The organism is Pseudokineococcus marinus (assembly GCF_013004605.1).
Taxonomy (GTDB): domain Bacteria; phylum Actinomycetota; class Actinomycetes; order Actinomycetales; family Quadrisphaeraceae; genus Pseudokineococcus; species Pseudokineococcus marinus.
In genome coordinates, this window is sequence record NZ_JABEMA010000008.1 from 1 (window position 1) to 16,678 (window position 16,678).

At 73.5% G+C, this 16,678-nt stretch carries 12 protein-coding genes, 1 tRNA gene and 1 pseudogene; 13 read left to right on the forward strand and 1 reads right to left on the reverse strand.

The genetic code is table 11. From position 1 onward, the window contains the following. Both HLB09_RS01470 and HLB09_RS01475 read left to right on the forward strand, forming a co-directional pair. Window positions 1–546, forward strand: a pseudogene (locus tag HLB09_RS01470) (hypothetical protein); the annotation flags it as partial. Window positions 547–693: 147 nt separating this feature from the next. After that, window positions 694–1,428, forward strand: a complete 735-nt coding sequence (locus tag HLB09_RS01475) for a hypothetical protein (RefSeq protein WP_171201644.1) — start codon at window positions 694–696, stop codon at window positions 1,426–1,428. Window positions 1,429–1,477: 49 nt separating this feature from the next. On the opposite strand, the gene HLB09_RS01480 is transcribed toward HLB09_RS01475, so the two are convergent. Then, on the reverse strand, window positions 1,478–2,716 hold the full coding sequence (locus HLB09_RS01480) for a pyridoxal phosphate-dependent aminotransferase (protein ID WP_171201645.1): 1,239 nt from the start codon (window positions 2,714–2,716) through the stop codon (window positions 1,478–1,480). 227 nt (window positions 2,717–2,943) lie between these two features. On the opposite strand from HLB09_RS01480, the gene HLB09_RS01485 reads away from it, so the two are divergent. The 11 genes from HLB09_RS01485 to rpsG all read left to right on the forward strand — a co-directional run bounded on the left by HLB09_RS01485 (window position 2,944) and on the right by rpsG (window position 16,568). After that, window positions 2,944–3,016: transfer RNA gene (locus HLB09_RS01485), tRNA-Trp, on the forward strand. Window positions 3,017–3,158: 142 nt separating this feature from the next. Further along, window positions 3,159–3,461, forward strand: a complete 303-nt coding sequence (gene secE, locus HLB09_RS19665; protein ID WP_171201646.1) for a preprotein translocase subunit SecE — start codon at window positions 3,159–3,161, stop codon at window positions 3,459–3,461. Window positions 3,462–3,543: 82 nt separating this feature from the next. After that, complete coding sequence (gene nusG / locus HLB09_RS01495; protein ID WP_339576996.1) at window positions 3,544–4,419, forward strand: transcription termination/antitermination protein NusG; 876 nt, start codon at window positions 3,544–3,546, stop codon at window positions 4,417–4,419. A 154-nt stretch (window positions 4,420–4,573) separates the two neighbouring features. After that, a complete protein-coding gene (rplK, locus tag HLB09_RS01500) occupies window positions 4,574–5,005 on the forward strand; it encodes a 50S ribosomal protein L11 (RefSeq protein ID WP_171201647.1) in 432 nt (143 codons plus the stop codon). 160 nt (window positions 5,006–5,165) lie between these two features. Then, the gene (rplA, locus tag HLB09_RS01505) at window positions 5,166–5,879 is read left to right on the forward strand and encodes a 50S ribosomal protein L1 (protein ID WP_171201648.1); all 714 of its coding nucleotides are present in this window, start codon (window positions 5,166–5,168) and stop codon (window positions 5,877–5,879) included. Between the two features lie 405 nt (window positions 5,880–6,284). Continuing rightward, window positions 6,285–6,857: a 50S ribosomal protein L10 gene (rplJ, locus tag HLB09_RS01510; RefSeq protein WP_171201649.1), complete on the forward strand. Its 573-nt coding sequence runs from the start codon at window positions 6,285–6,287 to the stop codon at window positions 6,855–6,857. A 171-nt stretch (window positions 6,858–7,028) separates the two neighbouring features. Then, window positions 7,029–7,418, forward strand: coding sequence for a 50S ribosomal protein L7/L12 (rplL, locus tag HLB09_RS01515; RefSeq protein WP_171201650.1), 390 nt, complete (start codon window positions 7,029–7,031; stop codon window positions 7,416–7,418). 390 nt (window positions 7,419–7,808) lie between these two features. Further along, complete coding sequence (gene rpoB, locus HLB09_RS01520) at window positions 7,809–11,294, forward strand: DNA-directed RNA polymerase subunit beta (protein ID WP_171201651.1); 3,486 nt, start codon at window positions 7,809–7,811, stop codon at window positions 11,292–11,294. Between the two features lie 145 nt (window positions 11,295–11,439). After that, window positions 11,440–15,345: a DNA-directed RNA polymerase subunit beta' gene (locus HLB09_RS01525; protein ID WP_171201652.1), complete on the forward strand. Its 3,906-nt coding sequence runs from the start codon at window positions 11,440–11,442 to the stop codon at window positions 15,343–15,345. A 378-nt stretch (window positions 15,346–15,723) separates the two neighbouring features. Then, a complete protein-coding gene (gene rpsL / locus HLB09_RS01530; protein ID WP_123379914.1) occupies window positions 15,724–16,098 on the forward strand; it encodes a 30S ribosomal protein S12 in 375 nt (124 codons plus the stop codon). After that, the gene (gene rpsG / locus HLB09_RS01535) at window positions 16,098–16,568 is read left to right on the forward strand and encodes a 30S ribosomal protein S7 (RefSeq protein WP_171201653.1); all 471 of its coding nucleotides are present in this window, start codon (window positions 16,098–16,100) and stop codon (window positions 16,566–16,568) included. Before rpsL ends, rpsG begins: the two co-directional genes overlap by 1 nt. The last annotated feature ends 110 nt before the right edge of the window (window positions 16,569–16,678 follow it).

A 16,678-nucleotide genomic window follows, 5' to 3' on the forward strand; every position in this document is an offset into this window, starting at 1 on the left:
CCGACCGACCCCACCGCCCCCGACACCGCCGCGGGGGGCGCGACGACGACCGGCCCGGCGACGGGCGCGGCGGCCCGCCCCGCCGGCACGGCGACCGACCTGGACGGCGACGGCGTCGTCGACGGCGCGGAGGACGGCGACGTCCTCGTCGTCGAGGACGAGCGGTCCGGCGGCGGGTCGGCGGGCCCGGGCCTCGCCCTGGCGGGCCTCCTCACCGGCCTCCTCGCCCTCTTCTTCGCGGGCACCGAGTCCGCCGTCCGCGAGTGCACGCCCGACCCGGTGGGCGCCGTGGCCACGGGCGTCGACGGCTACCTCACGGCGCTCCTGCTCGCCGTCGTCGCGGTGGTCCTGTCCGCCGTCGGCATCGCGCTGTCCCGCTCCTCGCGCTGGGGCGGGGCCGTCGGCGTCGCGGGCGTCGTGGTCGGCGTCCTCGTCGTCGTCGTCTGGCTCCTGTCGGTGTGGGTGCTGTCGGCCGACCCCGTCGACATCGCCACCCTCACCTCCCAGGAGCAGGGCCTGCCGCTGCAGGGCTTCGGCTGCGCCTGACCCGTCCTCCGCACGAGGGCCCCGCGACCACCGGTCGCGGGGCCCTCGTCGTCGGGGCCCTCGTCGTCGGGGCCCTCGTCCTCGGCACCGGCGGACGCGCGTCGCCGCCGCGCGGCCGCGCCGCCCGACGGCCCCGCAGGTGGGAGCATGCGCGGCGTGGGACTGGGTGGAGCGCGGGGCGAGTGGGCCGACTACGAGTGGTTCCGGCTCGACGACCTGCCCGCCGCGCCGGAGCCCCGCCGGCCCGAGCGCCGTCGGCCGGTCGCCTCGGAGCCCGTCGGCGAGCCCGTCCTGCCGGTCGCGGCGGCCGAGCCCGACCCGCTGGGCGACGCCGTCGGCGCCTGGCTGGACCAGGACCCGCTGTGGGGGGAGGGGGAGGGGGCGAAGGTCCTCCTCGCCGACCTCGACAACCTGCGCGCCGGACCCGTGCGCTGGCGGGCGCGCATGTCGGTCGTCGTCCGGCTGGCCCGCCAGGCCGACGTGGTCGGCATCTCCGGCCAGCACGGCGCCGCCGGACGGGCCGCCCCGCACCTCGCCGAGTGGGCGGGCGCGGTGCGCGCCGTGGACGACGGCAGCGACCTCGCCGACCACGAGCTGCTGGCGGTCGCGGCGGACGTGCCCGCGTCCGCCGAGCCGCTGCGCGTCGTCGTCATGAGCAACGACGGCATCTTCGCCGACCTCGCCGAGCGGGGCCGGCTCGTGGTCGCCTCCCCGGGTGCGGACGCCCTCAGCGAGCGCCTCGACGGCGCCGCGGCCGACGTCGTCGACCTCGCCGCGCTCGAGGGGGCCCTGTCCCGCCAGCTGGCCGACCGGCTGCCGGGCCCCCTGGCCGAGCAGCTGGCCGCCGCCCTCGCCGCGGACGACGTCGCGCCCGTGGCCTGAGGCCCCTCCCGCCGGCGCTGCCCGCCGGCGCCTCCCCTGGGGGCGGCCCTCAGCGGGCCTCGGCGAGCAGGCGCTGCAGCCGGCCGACGCCCTCGACGAGGTCGTCGTCGCCGAGGGCGTAGGACAGGCGCAGGTAGCCGCTGGGGCCGAACGCCTCCCCGGGGACCACGGCGACCTCGGCCTCGGCGAGGACCAGCTCGGCGAGCTCGGCCGAGGTGGTGGGCGTGCGTCCGCGCAGCTCGCGACCGAGGAGGCCCTGCACGCTGGGGTAGGCGTAGAAGGCCCCCCGCGGCATCGGGCAGACGACGCCGTCCACCTCGCGCAGCATCGAGACCATCGTCCGGCGGCGGCGGTCGAAGGCCTCCCGCATGGCGGCGACGGCCGACAGGTCGCTCTCGAGGGCGGCCACGGCCGCGCGCTGGGAGACGTTGGCCACGTTGGACGTGAGGTGCGACTGCAGGTTCGTGGCGGCGCGGACGACGTCGGCGGGCCCGGCCAGCCAGCCGACCCGCCACCCGGTCATGGCGTACGTCTTGGCGACGCCGTTGAGGACGACGCACGTGCTCGCCAGCTCGGGCACGACGACGGGCATGGACGCCGCCTCCGCGCCGTCGTAGACCAGGTGCTCGTAGATCTCGTCGGTGACGACCCAGACGCCGTGCTCGAGCGCCCAGCGGCCGATCGCCTCCACCTGCTCGCGGGGGTACACGGCACCCGTGGGGTTCGAGGGCGAGCAGAAGAGCAGCACCTTGGTGCGCGGCGTGCGCGCCGCCTCGAGCTGCTCGACGGTCACGAGGTAGTCGGCGTCCTCACCGGCGAACACCTCGACGGGCACCCCGCCCGCCAGGCGCACGGCCTCGGGGTAGGTCGTCCAGTAGGGGGCCGGCAGGAGCACCTCGTCGCCCGGGTCCAGGAGCGTCGCGAAGGCCGTGTACACCGCCTGCTTGCCGCCGTTGGTGACGAGCACCTGCGCCGGGTCGAGCTCGAGCCCGGAGTCGCGCGCCGTCTTGGCGGCGATCGCCCGGCGCAGCTCGGGCAGGCCGGCCGCGGGGGTGTACCGGTGGTTCTCCGGCCGCCGCGCCGCGGCGACCGCCGCCTCGACCACCGGCGCGGGCGTGGGGAAGTCGGGCTCGCCCGCGCCGAAGCCGATGACGGGGCGGCCCTCGGCCTTGAGGGCCTTGGCGCGGGCGTCGACGGCCAGGGTGGCCGACTCGGCGATGCCGCCGACCCGGGCGGACACCCGGGCGCGGGACGGGGCGGGGGCGGGGGCGTCCGTCTGGGGGCTCACGCCGCGATCCTCCCACCGCGGTTCCCCCGCGGGCGGGGAGGACCGGCCGCTGGACCGCGTCGTCCCGGGCGCGACGGCGGGGACCGGTGCGCCGGCGTCGACGAGGGGCCGGCGGGCGGCGGGGCTCGGCGGTTCGACTCCGGCGGTGGTCGCCGCGTACAGTGACGGTCGGCTGCACAGGTGCGCCGTCCGCCGCCCTCGGGCGCGGTCGGCGGCCGCGTGGCCGAAGGGCAGTGGCGCAATTGGTAGCGCACCGGTCTCCAAAACCGGCGGTTGTGGGTTCGAGTCCCTCCTGCCCTGCGGACGTCGGCTCCTCCGGGGGTCGGCGTGGCAGCCGAGCGGACCGGCGCGGGGGGCGCCCAGGCGGGCGCCGTCGCGCGGGTCCGACCGTGGCGGGCGACCCCGCCGAGACCTCCGACCGACGCCCCAGGCAGGAGCCCCTGTGACGCACGCCGACGCGGCCGACGCCCCCCGTCCCGGAGGGGACGCCTCCGGCGAGGGCGGCGGCTCCTCGCCGGCCCGGCGTCGCGGGGCCGAGGCCGAGCGCCCGGGGCCCGGGGCGCGGCTCGTCCGCTTCCTGCGCGAGGTGGTGGCCGAGCTCCGCAAGGTCGTGCGCCCCACGCGTCGCGAGCTCCTCACCTACACCTCGGTCGTGCTCGTCTTCGTGGCCGTCGTCATGCTCTACGTCTCCGGCCTGGACTACGTCTTCGGGCGAGCCGTCCTGTGGGTCTTCGGCGGCGGCTGAGCCGCCCTCCCGACCCGACCCCCCACCTCGCGGTGGACGCGCGCCCCCACCGCCCAGCACGCCGGAAGGCAGGCCCACCCCCGTGACCGAGCAGCAGGCCGAGCAGGCCCACGACGAGCAGGCCCAGGACGAGCAGGCCCAGGACGAGCAGGCACCGCACGTGGACGACGACCAGGCGGACCCCGCGGTCGAGGACGCCCTGGACCGCGAGCTGGCGGCCGAGGGCGCCGAGGCCGACGGGTCCCCCGCCGAGGACGCGTCCTCCTCCGACGACGCCCCCGCGGCCGAGGAGGCCCCGGGCGACGGCGCCGTCGGCCCGGTCGACGTCGACGCCTCCGACGACGAGGGCGACCCGGTCGAGGAGTTCAAGGCCGCCCTGCGGCGCGAGCCCGGCGACTGGTACGTCGTCCACTCCTACGCGGGCTACGAGAACCGCGTGAAGGCGAACCTCGAGAACCGCATCACCAGCCTCAACATGGAGGACTACATCTACGGGGTCGAGGTCCCCATGGAGGAGGTGACGGAGATCAAGAACGGCCAGCGCAAGCTCGTGCGCCGCGTCCGGATCCCCGGCTACGTCCTCGTCCGCATGGACCTCACCGACGAGTCGTGGGGCGCCGTCCGCCACACCCCGGGCGTCACCGGGTTCGTGGGGCACACCCACCAGCCCGTGCCGCTGAGCCACGACGAGGTCTTCTCCATGCTGGCCCCGACGATCGCCCCCCGCGAGCAGCGCCAGGCCGCCGGCGGCGGCGGTGGCGGCCAGCAGCCGTCGCGCCCCACCGAGGTCGACTTCGAGGTCGGCGAGTCCGTCACCGTCATGGAGCCGCCGTTCGAGACGCTCCCGGCGACCATCACCGAGATCAACGCGGACGCCCAGAAGCTCAAGGTCCTCGTGTCGATCTTCGGTCGCGAGACGCCGGTCGAGCTCGCCTTCACCCAGGTCGCCAAGCTCTAGGCGCCCACCGGGCGGCCGCCGCCCCGCCGCGCGCGGGGCCGGCCGCCCGCCCCCCTGACCACCGGCGGCGAGTCAGCGCCGCCGGCCCCGGGGCGCCCGTCGGCGCCCCGGCCCGCGCCAGCGGGACCTGCGACACTAGAGACGAGGACGTGCCATGCCCCCCAAGAAGAGGGTCTCCGGGCTCATCAAGCTCCAGATCAAGGCCGGCGCCGCGACGCCGGCCCCGCCGATCGGCCCCGCGCTGGGCCAGCACGGCGTGAACATCATGGAGTTCTGCAAGGCCTACAACGCCGCCACGGAGTCCCAGCGCGGCAACGTGGTCCCGGTGGAGATCACGGTCTACGAGGACCGCTCCTTCACCTTCATCACCAAGACCCCGCCGGCCGCCGAGCTCATCAAGAAGGCCGCGGGCGTCGACAAGGGCTCCCCGACGCCGCACACGACGAAGGTCGCGAGCCTCACCGCCGAGCAGGTCCGCGCCATCGCGGAGCAGAAGCTCGAGGACCTCAACGCCAACGACGTGGACGCCGCCAGCAAGATCATCGCGGGCACCGCCCGGTCGATGGGCATCACCGTCCAGGGCTGAGCCCCGCGCGCGCACCGCCGGCCGGTCCTCCGGCCGGCGCCCCCCGGCCCGCCGGGGACCCGCAGGACCCGCACCACCAGTGGCAGGGCCCGCGCTGGCCCGCCGACCACGACTCCACCCACCCCACCGCGGCGCACCGCCGCGACCACGAGGAGCTGACATGCGCAGCAAGAAGTACCGCGCCTCCGCCGAGAAGATCGACGACACGCGCCTCTACGCGCCCCTGGACGCCGTGCGCCTGGCCCGCGAGACGTCGACGACCTCCTACGACGCCACGGTCGAGGTCGCCATGCGCCTCGGCGTCGACCCGCGCAAGGCCGACCAGATCGTCCGCGGCACGGTCAACCTGCCGCACGGCACGGGCAAGACCGCCCGCGTGCTCGTCTTCGCGACGGGCGAGCGCGCCGCGCAGGCCGAGGCCGCCGGCGCCGACGTCGTCGGCGGCGACGAGCTCATCGAGCGCGTCCAGGGCGGCTTCCTGGACTTCGACGCGGCGGTCGCCACGCCCGACCTCATGGGCAAGGTCGGTCGCCTGGGCCGCGTGCTCGGCCCGCGCGGCCTCATGCCGAACCCGCGCACCGGCACGGTCACCATGGACGTCGCCAAGGCCGTGTCCGACATCAAGGGCGGCCGGATCGAGTTCCGGGTCGACAAGCACTCCAACCTCCACTTCGTCGTGGGCAAGACGTCCTTCACGGACACCCAGCTCGTGGAGAACTACGGCGCCGCCCTCGACGAGGTGCTGCGGCTCAAGCCGTCGGCGTCCAAGGGCCGCTACATCAGCAAGGCGACGATGACGACGACGATGGGCCCGGGCATCCCGCTCGACGCCTCGCGCACCCGCGGCCTCCTCGAGGAGACCCCGGCGGTCTGACCGCCACCGGGGCCGGGAGCCGATCGGCACCCGGCCCCGGCCCGCTGCAGCGCGAGAGCCCCCGCCCCTCCCGGGCGGGGGCTCTCGTGCGCCCGGGGGTCGCCCGCCCGGGGGAGGGGACCGCGCCGGGGCGGCGATTTGGAGGCAGGCGCTCCGGCCGCCTACTCTTCCCCCGACCGAAGACCGCCGGTCGCCGTCCGCCCGCGGACGGCGCCAAGGTCCCGCGTTCGACGCGGGTGCCGGCGCAGGTGCCAGCAGCTCCGACGCGGACCCCAGGGTGCGCGTCGCCCCGAGCCCCGTGCGCCTCGCGCCGGGGCTCTCGTCGTCCTCGGGGCCGACCCGGTGGGCCGCCCCCGGGCGGCCCACCGGCGGTGGTGACCACCCACCCACCCCGGAAGGAGGGCCATGGCGAACCCTGAGAAGGAAGCGGCGGTCGCCGAGCTGGCGGAGAAGTTCCGCGGCTCGAACGCCGCCGTGCTCACCGAGTACCGCGGGCTCACCGTCGCGCAGCTCAAGCGGCTGCGGCGCGCGCTGGGCGAGAACGCGACGTACTCCGTCTCGAAGAACACGCTGACGAAGATCGCGGCCCGCCAGGCCGGCGTCGAGGCCTTCGACGCCGACCTCAACGGCCCCACGGCCATCGCGTTCGTCACCGGCGACCCGGTGGAGGCGGCGAAGGGCCTGCGCGACTTCGCGCGCGACAACCCGCAGCTCGTCATCAAGGCCGGCCTGCTCGACGGCCGCGCCGTGAGCGCGGCCGAGGTCACGCAGCTCGCCGACCTCGAGTCCCGCGAGGTCCTGCTCGCCAAGGCCGCGGGCGCCATGAAGGCGACCCTGTCGCGGGGCGCCTTCGTCCTCGCCGCGCCGCTGTCCAAGGCGGTCCGGACCGTCGAGGCGCTGCGCGTCGAGCGCGAGGCCCAGGGCGGCGGGTCCGCCGACGCCGCCGAGGCGGCCGAGCCCGCCACCGCGGACGCCTGAGCCGCACCACCCACCCGCGCGCGGCCCCGGCCGCCCGCACGCGCCCGCCCGCGGGCGCCGCACCGCACCGCACCGCCCGACGAACCCGCTCGCACCGCCCGGTGACCCCCTGGTGACCGGGGACCGGTGACGGGCACCCCGACGAGGGACCGACCAGAGAGGACCGCCCCCATGGCGAAGCTCAGCACCGACGAGCTGCTCGACGCGTTCAAGGAGCTCACGCTCATCGAGCTCTCCGACTTCGTGAAGAAGTTCGAGGAGACCTTCGACGTCACCGCCGCCGCCCCCGTGGCCGTGGCCGGCGGCGGCGCCGCCGGTGGCGGCGCGCCCGCCGAGGCCGAGGAGGAGAAGACGGAGTTCGACGTCGTCCTCGAGGCCGCCGGCGACAAGAAGATCCAGGTCATCAAGGAGGTGCGCGCCCTCACGAGCCTCGGCCTGAAGGAGGCCAAGGACCTCGTGGACGGCGCCCCCAAGAACGTCCTCGAGGGCGTGGCCAAGGACGCGGCCGACGCGGCGAAGGCGCAGCTCGAGGGCGCCGGCGCCACCGTCACCGTCAAGTGACGACCCCCGCCGCCCGCCGCTGACGCGGCGGACGGCGGAGAGCACCCCCGCCCCTCGCCGCGTGCGCCGGCCCCCCTCCGCGTGCACCGGCGACGGGGCCGACGAGGTCGCTCCGGCGCGCCCGGCTTGACCGGGGGCGCCCCCTGGGCGAGAGTTCCCACGCACCAGCCCGGCCGCCCGGTCACCCGCGGCGGCCCGCGGCCCCGACGACGACGTCGCCGCCGCCGGTTGGACACGCGAGCCTGCCTGCGACTACGCTCGCGACTTCGCCCTGTCCTGCGCCGACCCCTCAGATGCCCGCGTCCCGTGACGACGCGCCGGTGGGGGGTGTCCGGCAGCGCCCCCCAGGACGGCGACCGATCCGCCCGCAGGCACGTGGAAGGACCCTCCTTGGCCGTCTCGCGCACAGCGTCTGACTCCACCACCCCCAGCTCCGCCGCACGCCGCATCTCCTTCGCCAAGATCGACGAGCCGCTCGACGTCCCCGACCTCCTCGCCCTCCAGACCGAGAACTTCGACTGGCTGCTGGGCAACGAGCGCTGGCAGGCCCGCGTGGCCGACGCGCTCGAGGAGGGCCGCCAGGACGTGCCCACGAGCTCCGGCCTCGAGGAGATCTTCGAGGAGATCTCGCCGATCGAGGACTTCAGCGGCTCCATGTCGCTGTCCTTCCGCGACCACCGCTTCGAGCCTCCGAAGTACTCCCTCGAGGAGTGCAAGGAGCGCGACATGACCTACGCCGCGCCGCTGTTCGTCACGGCGGAGTTCATGAACGCCACCACGGGCGAGATCAAGAGCCAGACGGTCTTCATGGGCGACTTCCCGCTCATGACCGACCGCGGCACGTTCGTCATCAACGGCACCGAGCGCGTCGTCGTCTCCCAGCTCGTCCGGTCGCCGGGCGTCTACTTCGAGCGCTCGGTCGACAAGCTGTCCGACAAGGACGTCTACACCGCCAAGGTCATCCCCTCGCGCGGCGCGTGGCTCGAGTTCGAGGTCGACAAGCGCGACACCGTCGGCGTGCGCGTGGACCGCAAGCGCAAGCAGTCGGTCACGGTCCTGCTCAAGGCGCTCGGGTGGAGCGAGGCGAAGATCCTCGAGGAGTTCGGCGACTTCGAGTCGATCCGCACGACCCTCGAGAAGGACGGCGCCCAGAGCACCGACGACGCGCTGCTGGACCTCTACCGCAAGCTGCGCCCGGGCGAGCCGCCCACGCGCGAGGCCGCGCAGACGCTGCTCGAGAACCTGTACTTCAACCCCAAGCGCTACGACCTCGCCAAGGTCGGCCGCTACAAGCTCAACAAGAAGCTCGGCATGTCCGAGCCGCTGTCCGAGGGCGTGCTCTCGGTCGACGACATCGCCGCCACGGTGCGCCTGCTCGTCACCCTCCACGCCGGCGGGACGACGATGCCGGGCGTCGACGAGGACGGGCAGCCGACCGACGTGCGCGTCGAGGTCGACGACATCGACCACTTCGGCAACCGCCGCCTGCGCAGCGTCGGCGAGCTCATCCAGAACCAGGTCCGCACGGGCCTGTCCCGGATGGAGCGCGTCGTGCGCGAGCGCATGACGACGCAGGACGTCGAGGCCATCACGCCGCAGACGCTCATCAACATCCGCCCCGTCGTGGCCTCCATCAAGGAGTTCTTTGGGACGAGCCAGCTCAGCCAGTTCATGGACCAGACCAACCCGCTCGCGGGCCTGACCCACAAGCGCCGCCTCTCGGCGCTCGGCCCCGGTGGTCTGTCCCGCGACCGCGCCGGCATGGACGTCCGCGACGTCCACCCGTCGCACTACGGCCGCATGTGCCCGATCGAGACCCCGGAGGGCCCGAACATCGGCCTCATCGGGTCGCTCTCGAGCTACGGGCGCATCAACGCCTTCGGGTTCGTCGAGACCCCGTACCGCACCATCACGGACGGCGTGGTGTCCGACGAGGTCGTGTACCTCACGGCGGACGACGAGGACGACGTCGTCATCGCCCAGGCGAACGCGCCGCTGACCGACGACCACCGCTTCGCCGAGGCCCGCGTCCTCGTGCGCAGCAAGGGCGGCGAGGCGGAGTTCGTGCCGGCCGACGAGGTCGACTACATGGACGTCTCGCCGCGGCAGATGGTGTCCGTCGCGACGGCGATGATCCCGTTCCTCGAGCACGACGACGTCAACCGCGCGCTCATGGGCTCGAACATGCAGCGCCAGGCCGTGCCGCTCGTCAAGGCCGAGGCCCCGCTCGTGGGCACCGGCATGGAGCGCCACGCGGCGGTCGACGCCGGCGACGTCATCGTCGCGACGAAGGCGGGCGCGGTCACCGAGGTCTCCGCCGACGCGGTGGTCGTCAGCAACGACGACGGCAGCTCGTCGACGTACCGGCTGGCGAAGTTCACGCGCTCCAACCAGGGCACGTCGTACAACCAGCGCGTCGTCGTCGACGAGGGCGTGCACGTCGAGGTCGGCGACGTCCTCGCCGACGGCCCGTCGACGGACAACGGCGAGCTGGCGCTCGGCAAGAACCTGCTCGTGGCCTTCATGTCCTGGGAGGGCCACAACTTCGAGGACGCGATCATCCTCTCGCAGCGGATCGTGCAGGACGACGTCCTGTCCTCGATCCACATCGAGGAGCACGAGGTCGACGCCCGCGACACCAAGCTGGGCGCCGAGGAGATCACGCGCGACATCCCCAACGTCTCCGAGGAGGTCCTCGCCGACCTCGACGAGCGGGGCATCATCCGCATCGGCGCCGAGGTCGTCCCCGGCGACGTCCTCGTCGGCAAGGTCACGCCCAAGGGCGAGACCGAGCTGACCCCCGAGGAGCGGCTGCTGCGCGCGATCTTCGGCGAGAAGGCGCGCGAGGTGCGCGACACCTCGCTCAAGGTGCCCCACGGCGAGACCGGCACCGTCATCGGCGTCAAGGTCTTCGACCGCGACGAGGGCGACGAGCTGCCCCCGGGCGTCAACCAGCTCGTCCGCGTCTACACGGCCCAGCGCCGCAAGATCACGGACGGCGACAAGCTGGCCGGCCGCCACGGCAACAAGGGCGTCATCTCGAAGATCCTCCCCGTCGAGGACATGCCGTTCCTCGAGGACGGCACCCCGGTCGACATCGTGCTCAACCCGCTCGGCGTGCCGGGCCGCATGAACGTCGGCCAGGTGCTCGAGCTGCACCTCGGGTGGATCGCCTCCCGCGGCTGGCAGGTCGAGGGCACGCCGGACTGGGCGGCCTCGCTGCCCGAGGCGGCCTGGAGCGCCGAGCCCCGCACCAACGTCGCGTCGCCGGTCTTCGACGGCGCCTCGGAGGACGAGATCACCGGGCTGCTCGGCTCGACGACGCCGAACCGCGACGGGGTCCGCCTCGTCGACGGCACGGGCAAGGCCCGGCTCTTCGACGGCCGCTCCGGCGAGCCGTTCCCCGAGCCGGTGTCGGTGGGCTACCAGTACATCCTCAAGCTCCACCACCTCGTCGACGACAAGATCCACGCCCGCTCCACGGGCCCCTACTCGATGATCACGCAGCAGCCCCTGGGCGGTAAGGCCCAGTTCGGCGGCCAGCGGTTCGGCGAGATGGAGGTGTGGGCCCTCGAGGCCTACGGCGCCGCCTACGCGCTCCAGGAGCTGCTGACGATCAAGTCCGACGACGTCCTGGGCCGCGTGAAGGTCTACGAGGCCATCGTCAAGGGGGAGAACATCCCCGAGCCCGGCATCCCCGAGTCCTTCAAGGTGCTCATCAAGGAGATGCAGTCGCTCTGCCTGAACGTCGAGGTGCTCTCGGCCGACGGCACGATGATCGAGATGCGCGACTCGGACGACGACGTGTTCCGCGCCGCCGAGGAGCTCGGCATCGACCTGTCCCGGCGCGAGCCGAGCAGCGTCGAGGAGGTCTGAGCCGGTGCCCGGCGCGCGCCCGCGGGCGCGCGCCGGGCACCCCGTGCGCCGTCCCCGCGGCCCCGTCCCCGCCCCGGCGGGATCGGGCCGCCGGGGGAGCGGCGTCCCCTGATCCACCACCCTTCACGCGAGAGAAGGACACCCCTTGCTCGACGGCAACCTCTTCGACGACCTGCGCATCGGCCTGGCCACCGCGGACAGCATCCGCGACTGGAGCTTCGGCGAGGTCAAGAAGCCCGAGACCATCAACTACCGGACGCTGAAGCCGGAGAAGGACGGTCTCTTCTGCGAGAAGATCTTCGGTCCCACGCGGGACTGGGAGTGCTACTGCGGCAAGTACAAGCGCGTGCGCTTCAAGGGCATCATCTGCGAGCGCTGCGGCGTCGAGGTGACGCGCGCCAAGGTGCGCCGCGAGCGGATGGGCCACATCGAGCTGGCCGCCCCCGTCACCCACATCTGGTACTTCAAGGGCGTCCCGAGCCGGCTCGGCTACCTGCTGGACCTGGCCCCCAAGGACCTCGAGAAGGTCATCTACTTCGCCGCCTACATGATCACGTGGGTGGACGAGGAGTCCCGGCACCGCGACCTGCCCTCGCTGCAGGCCGGCATCGAGGTCGAGAAGAAGCAGGTCGCCGACCGGCGTGACGCCGACGTCGAGGCCCGGGCCAAGCGCCTGGAGTCCGACATCGCCGAGCTCGAGGCCGAGGGCGCCAAGTCCGACGCCCGTCGCAAGGTCCGCGAGAGCGCCGAGCGCGAGATGAACCAGATCCGCCGCCGGGCGGACGCCGAGATCGACCGCCTCACGCAGGTCTGGGACCGCTTCTCCAAGCTCAAGGTCTCCGACCTCGAGGGCGACGAGGTGCTCTACCGCGAGCTGCGCGACCGGTACGGCCTGTACTTCGAGGGCAGCATGGGCGCGAACGCGATCCAGAAGCGCCTGGAGTCCTTCGACCTCGAGGCCGAGGCCGAGTCCCTGCGGGAGATCATCCGCACGGGCAAGGGCCAGAAGAAGACCCGCGCCCTCAAGCGGCTCAAGGTCGTCTCGAACTTCCTCACGACGAGCAACTCGCCGATGGGCATGGTGCTCGACTGCGTCCCGGTCATCCCGCCGGACCTGCGCCCGATGGTGCAGCTCGACGGCGGCCGCTTCGCGACGAGCGACCTCAACGACCTGTACCGGCGCGTCATCAACCGGAACAACCGCCTCAAGCGGCTCCTCGACCTCGGCGCGCCCGAGATCATCGTCAACAACGAGAAGCGGATGCTCCAGGAGGCCGTGGACTCGCTGTTCGACAACGGCCGCCGGGGTCGCCCGGTCACCGGCCCGGGCAACCGGCCGCTGAAGTCGCTCTCCGACCTGCTCAAGGGCAAGCAGGGGCGCTTCCGCCAGAACCTGCTCGGCAAGCGCGTCGACTACTCCGGCCGCTCGGTCATCGTCGTCGGCCCCCAGCTCAAGCTGCACCAGTGCGGCCTGCCGAAGCAGATGGCGCTCGAGCTCTTCAAGCCCTTCGTCATGAAGCGGCTCGTGGACCTCAACCACGCGCAGAACATCAAGTCGGCCAAGCGCATGGTGGAGCGCGCCGGCGGCTCCGGCGCCCGCTACGGCCACGTGTGGGACGTCCTCGAGGAGGTCATCACCGAGCACCCGGTGCTCCTCAACCGCGCGCCCACGCTGCACCGCCTCGGCATCCAGGCCTTCGAGCCGCAGCTGGTCGAGGGCAAGGCCATCCAGATCCACCCGCTCGTCTGCACGGCGTTCAACGCCGACTTCGACGGCGACCAGATGGCCGTCCACCTGCCGCTGTCCACCGAGGCGCAGGCCGAGGCCCGCATCCTCATGCTGAGCAGCAACAACATCCTCAAGCCGGCCGACGGCCGCCCCGTGACCATGCCCAGCCAGGACATGATCATCGGGCTGTTCCACCTCACCGCCCTGCGCGAGGGCGGCGCGGGGGAGGGTCGCTCCTTCGGGTCGGTCGCGGAGGCGCTCATGGCGCACGACGCCCGCGAGCTCGAGGTCGGGTCGCCCGTCAAGCTGCGCCTCGACGGCGTCGTGCCCCCGGCGGGGGCGGCGCTGCCGGAGGGCTGGGAGCCCGGGCAGCCGCTCGTGCTCGAGACCACCCTCGGCCGGGCGCTGTTCAACGAGACGCTCCCGGTGGACTACGCCTTCGTCAACGAGGGCGTGGACAAGAAGCGCCTGTCGACGATCGTCAACGACCTCGCCGAGCGCTACGACAAGGGCCAGGTCGCCGCGACGCTCGACGCGCTCAAGGAGACCGGCTTCCACTGGGCCACCCGCTCCGGGACGACGATCTCCATCGCCGACGTGCTCACGCCGCCGAACAAGCAGGAGATCCTCGAGCGCTACGAGGCCAAGGCGGAGAAGGTCCAGCAGCAGTACGAGATGGGCCTCATCACCGACGACGAGCGCCGCCAGGAGCTCATCGAGATCTGGACCGAGGCGACCAACGTCGTCGCCAAGGACATGCAGGACAACCTCGACGCCAACGCCACGCGCAACTCGGTGTACCGGATGGTCACCTCGGGGGCGCGAGGCAACTGGATGCAGGTCCGCCAGATCGCCGGCATGCGCGGCCTCGTGGCCAACCCGAAGGGCGAGATCATCCCGCGCCCGGTGAAGTCGAACTTCCGCGAGGGCTTCTCCGTCCTGGAGTACTTCATCTCCAGCCACGGCGCCCGCAAGGGGCTCGCCGACACCGCGCTGCGGACGGCGGACTCGGGCTACCTCACCCGCCGCCTCGTCGACGTCTCCCAGGACGTCATCGTCCGCGAGGAGGACTGCGGGACCCGCCGCGGTCTCGTCCTGCCCATCGCGGACGACGCCGCCGACGGGAGCGGCCTGCGCCGCGGGGAGCACGTCGAGACGAGCGTGTACTCGCGCACGCTGGCCTCCGACGTGACCTCCGAGAGCGGCGAGGTGCTCGCCCCGGCGGGCAGCGACGTGGGCGACGTGCTCATCGACGCCCTCGTCGCGCAGGGGGTGCGGGAGATCAAGGTCCGCTCGGTGCTCACCTGCGAGTCCCGCGTCGGCACCTGCGCCCGCTGCTACGGCCGCTCGCTGGCCACCGGCAAGCTCGTCGACATCGGCGAGGCGGTCGGCATCATCGCCGCCCAGTCCATCGGCGAGCCGGGCACCCAGCTGACGATGCGCACCTTCCACACGGGCGGCGTCGCGGGTGACGACATCACCCACGGCCTGCCGCGAGTCCAGGAGCTCTTCGAGGCCCGCACCCCTAAGGGCGTGGCCCCGATCAGCGAGGTCGCCGGCCGGGTGACCATCGACGAGACGGAGCGCGCGCGCCGCCTCGTCGTCACCCCGGACGACGGGGGCGAGGAGATCGCCTACCCGCTCACCAAGCGCTCGCGCCTGCTCGTGGGCGACGGGCAGCACGTCGAGGTGGGCGACCAGCTCGTCCAGGGCGCCGTCGACCCCAAGCAGGTGCTCCGCATCCTCGGCCCGCGCAAGGTGCAGCAGCACCTCGTGGACGAGGTCCAGGAGGTCTACCGCAGCCAGGGCGTGGGCATCCACGACAAGCACATCGAGGTCATCGTCCGGCAGATGCTGCGCCGGGTGACGATCATCGACGCCGGTGACGCGGGGCTCCTCCCGGGCGAGCTCGCCGAGCGGGCCCGCTTCGAGGAGGAGAACCGCCGGGTCGTGGCCGAGGGCGGCAGCCCGGCGGCCGGGCGCCCGGAGCTCATGGGCATCACCAAGGCGTCGCTGGCGACCGACTCGTGGCTGTCGGCGGCGTCCTTCCAGGAGACGACCAAGGTGCTCACCGAGGCCGCCCTCGCGGGTCGCAGCGACCCGCTGCTGGGCCTCAAGGAGAACGTCATCCTGGGCAAGCTGATCCCGGCCGGCACGGGCCTGTCGCGCTACCGCGACGTGGTCGTCGAGCCCACGGAGGAGGCGAAGGCGGCGATGTACTCGATGCCGGGCTACGAGGAGGTCGACTACGACCACTTCGGGCTCGGCTCGGGCCAGGCCGTGCCGCTCGAGGAGTACGACCTCGGCGGCGACTACCGCTGAGGCCCTCCCGGGGCCGCGCCGCCGTCGTCGGCGGCGGCGCGGCCCCGCACCCGGGCCCGACCGGCCCGGTCGCCGGCGGCCGTCTTTGACGGTGCCGGGGCGTGCGCCTATCCTCGTGAGGACGTCCGGTGACCCGGGTGCTCGCGCGCGCCCCGCGACCGGTGGCGCACGGCGGCGGCCTTCCGGGCCGGCGCCACGGGCGCCGGGCCGGTTGACCGGTCCCGCACCGCCAGGCACCACGCTGGCAGACACGCCCGAGCGCGGGGGTGGGCTGAGGCCCTCTCCGCAGCACGGGGCCGCGCGTGAGCGCGGCACCCGCACGAGAGCCGCCTGCCGAGGGCGGCGGCCCGCACAGACGATGAGAGTTCAGGAGCACCGGTGCCCACGATCCAGCAGCTGGTCCGCAAGGGCCGGCAGGACAAGGTCGGGAAGCAGAAGACCCCGGCCCTCAAGGGGAGCCCCCAGCGCCGCGGCGTGTGCACCCGCGTGTACACCACGACGCCCAAGAAGCCGAACTCGGCGCTGCGCAAGGTCGCGCGCGTGCGGCTCTCCAGCGGCATCGAGGTCACGGCGTACATCCCCGGCGTGGGCCACAACCTGCAGGAGCACTCGATCGTGCTCGTGCGCGGCGGCCGCGTGAAGGACCTGCCCGGCGTCCGCTACAAGATCGTCCGCGGCTCGCTCGACACGCAGGGCGTGAAGAACCGCAAGCAGGCGCGGAGCCGCTACGGAGCGAAGAAGGAGAAGCGCTGATGCCGCGCAAGGGACCGGCCCCGAAGAGGCCGCTCGTCGTCGACCCCGTCTACGGCTCGCCGCTGGTCACCCAGCTGGTGAACAAGGTGCTCGTCGACGGCAAGAAGTCCACCGCCGAGCGCATCGTCTACGGCGCGCTCGAGGGCGCCCGGACGAAGACCGGCAACGACCCGGTCATCGCGCTCAAGCGCGCGCTCGACAACGTCAAGCCGGCTCTCGAGGTCCGCAGCCGCCGCGTCGGCGGCGCGACCTACCAGGTGCCGGTCGAGGTCCGCGCGGGCCGCTCCACGACGCTGGCCCTGCGCTGGCTCGTGGGCTACTCCAAGGCGCGTCGCGAGAAGACGATGACCGAGCGCCTCATGAACGAGATCCTCGACGCGAGCAACGGCCTCGGCGCCGCGGTGAAGCGTCGTGAGGACACGCACAAGATGGCCGAGTCCAACAAGGCCTTCGCGCACTACCGCTGGTGACGCCGACCGCGCGGGCGAGCTCCTCGCCCGCGCGGCGCGCACCGCGCACGCCGGCCCTGCACGCCAGTGCACGACGGGGCCACCGACGAGCCCAGGGAAGAGGCTGCTAG

Coding starts and splice junctions, on each gene's coding strand:
- rplL (WP_171201650.1), top strand. CDS start 7,029: ATGGCGAAGCTCAGCACCGACGAGCTGCTCGACGCGTTCAAGGAGCTC.
- rplJ (WP_171201649.1), top strand. CDS start 6,285: ATGGCGAACCCTGAGAAGGAAGCGGCGGTCGCCGAGCTGGCGGAGAAG.
- HLB09_RS01475 (WP_171201644.1), top strand. CDS start 694: ATGCGCGGCGTGGGACTGGGTGGAGCGCGGGGCGAGTGGGCCGACTAC.
- rplA (WP_171201648.1), top strand. CDS start 5,166: ATGCGCAGCAAGAAGTACCGCGCCTCCGCCGAGAAGATCGACGACACG.
- rplK (WP_171201647.1), top strand. CDS start 4,574: ATGCCCCCCAAGAAGAGGGTCTCCGGGCTCATCAAGCTCCAGATCAAG.
- rpsG (WP_171201653.1), top strand. CDS start 16,098: ATGCCGCGCAAGGGACCGGCCCCGAAGAGGCCGCTCGTCGTCGACCCC.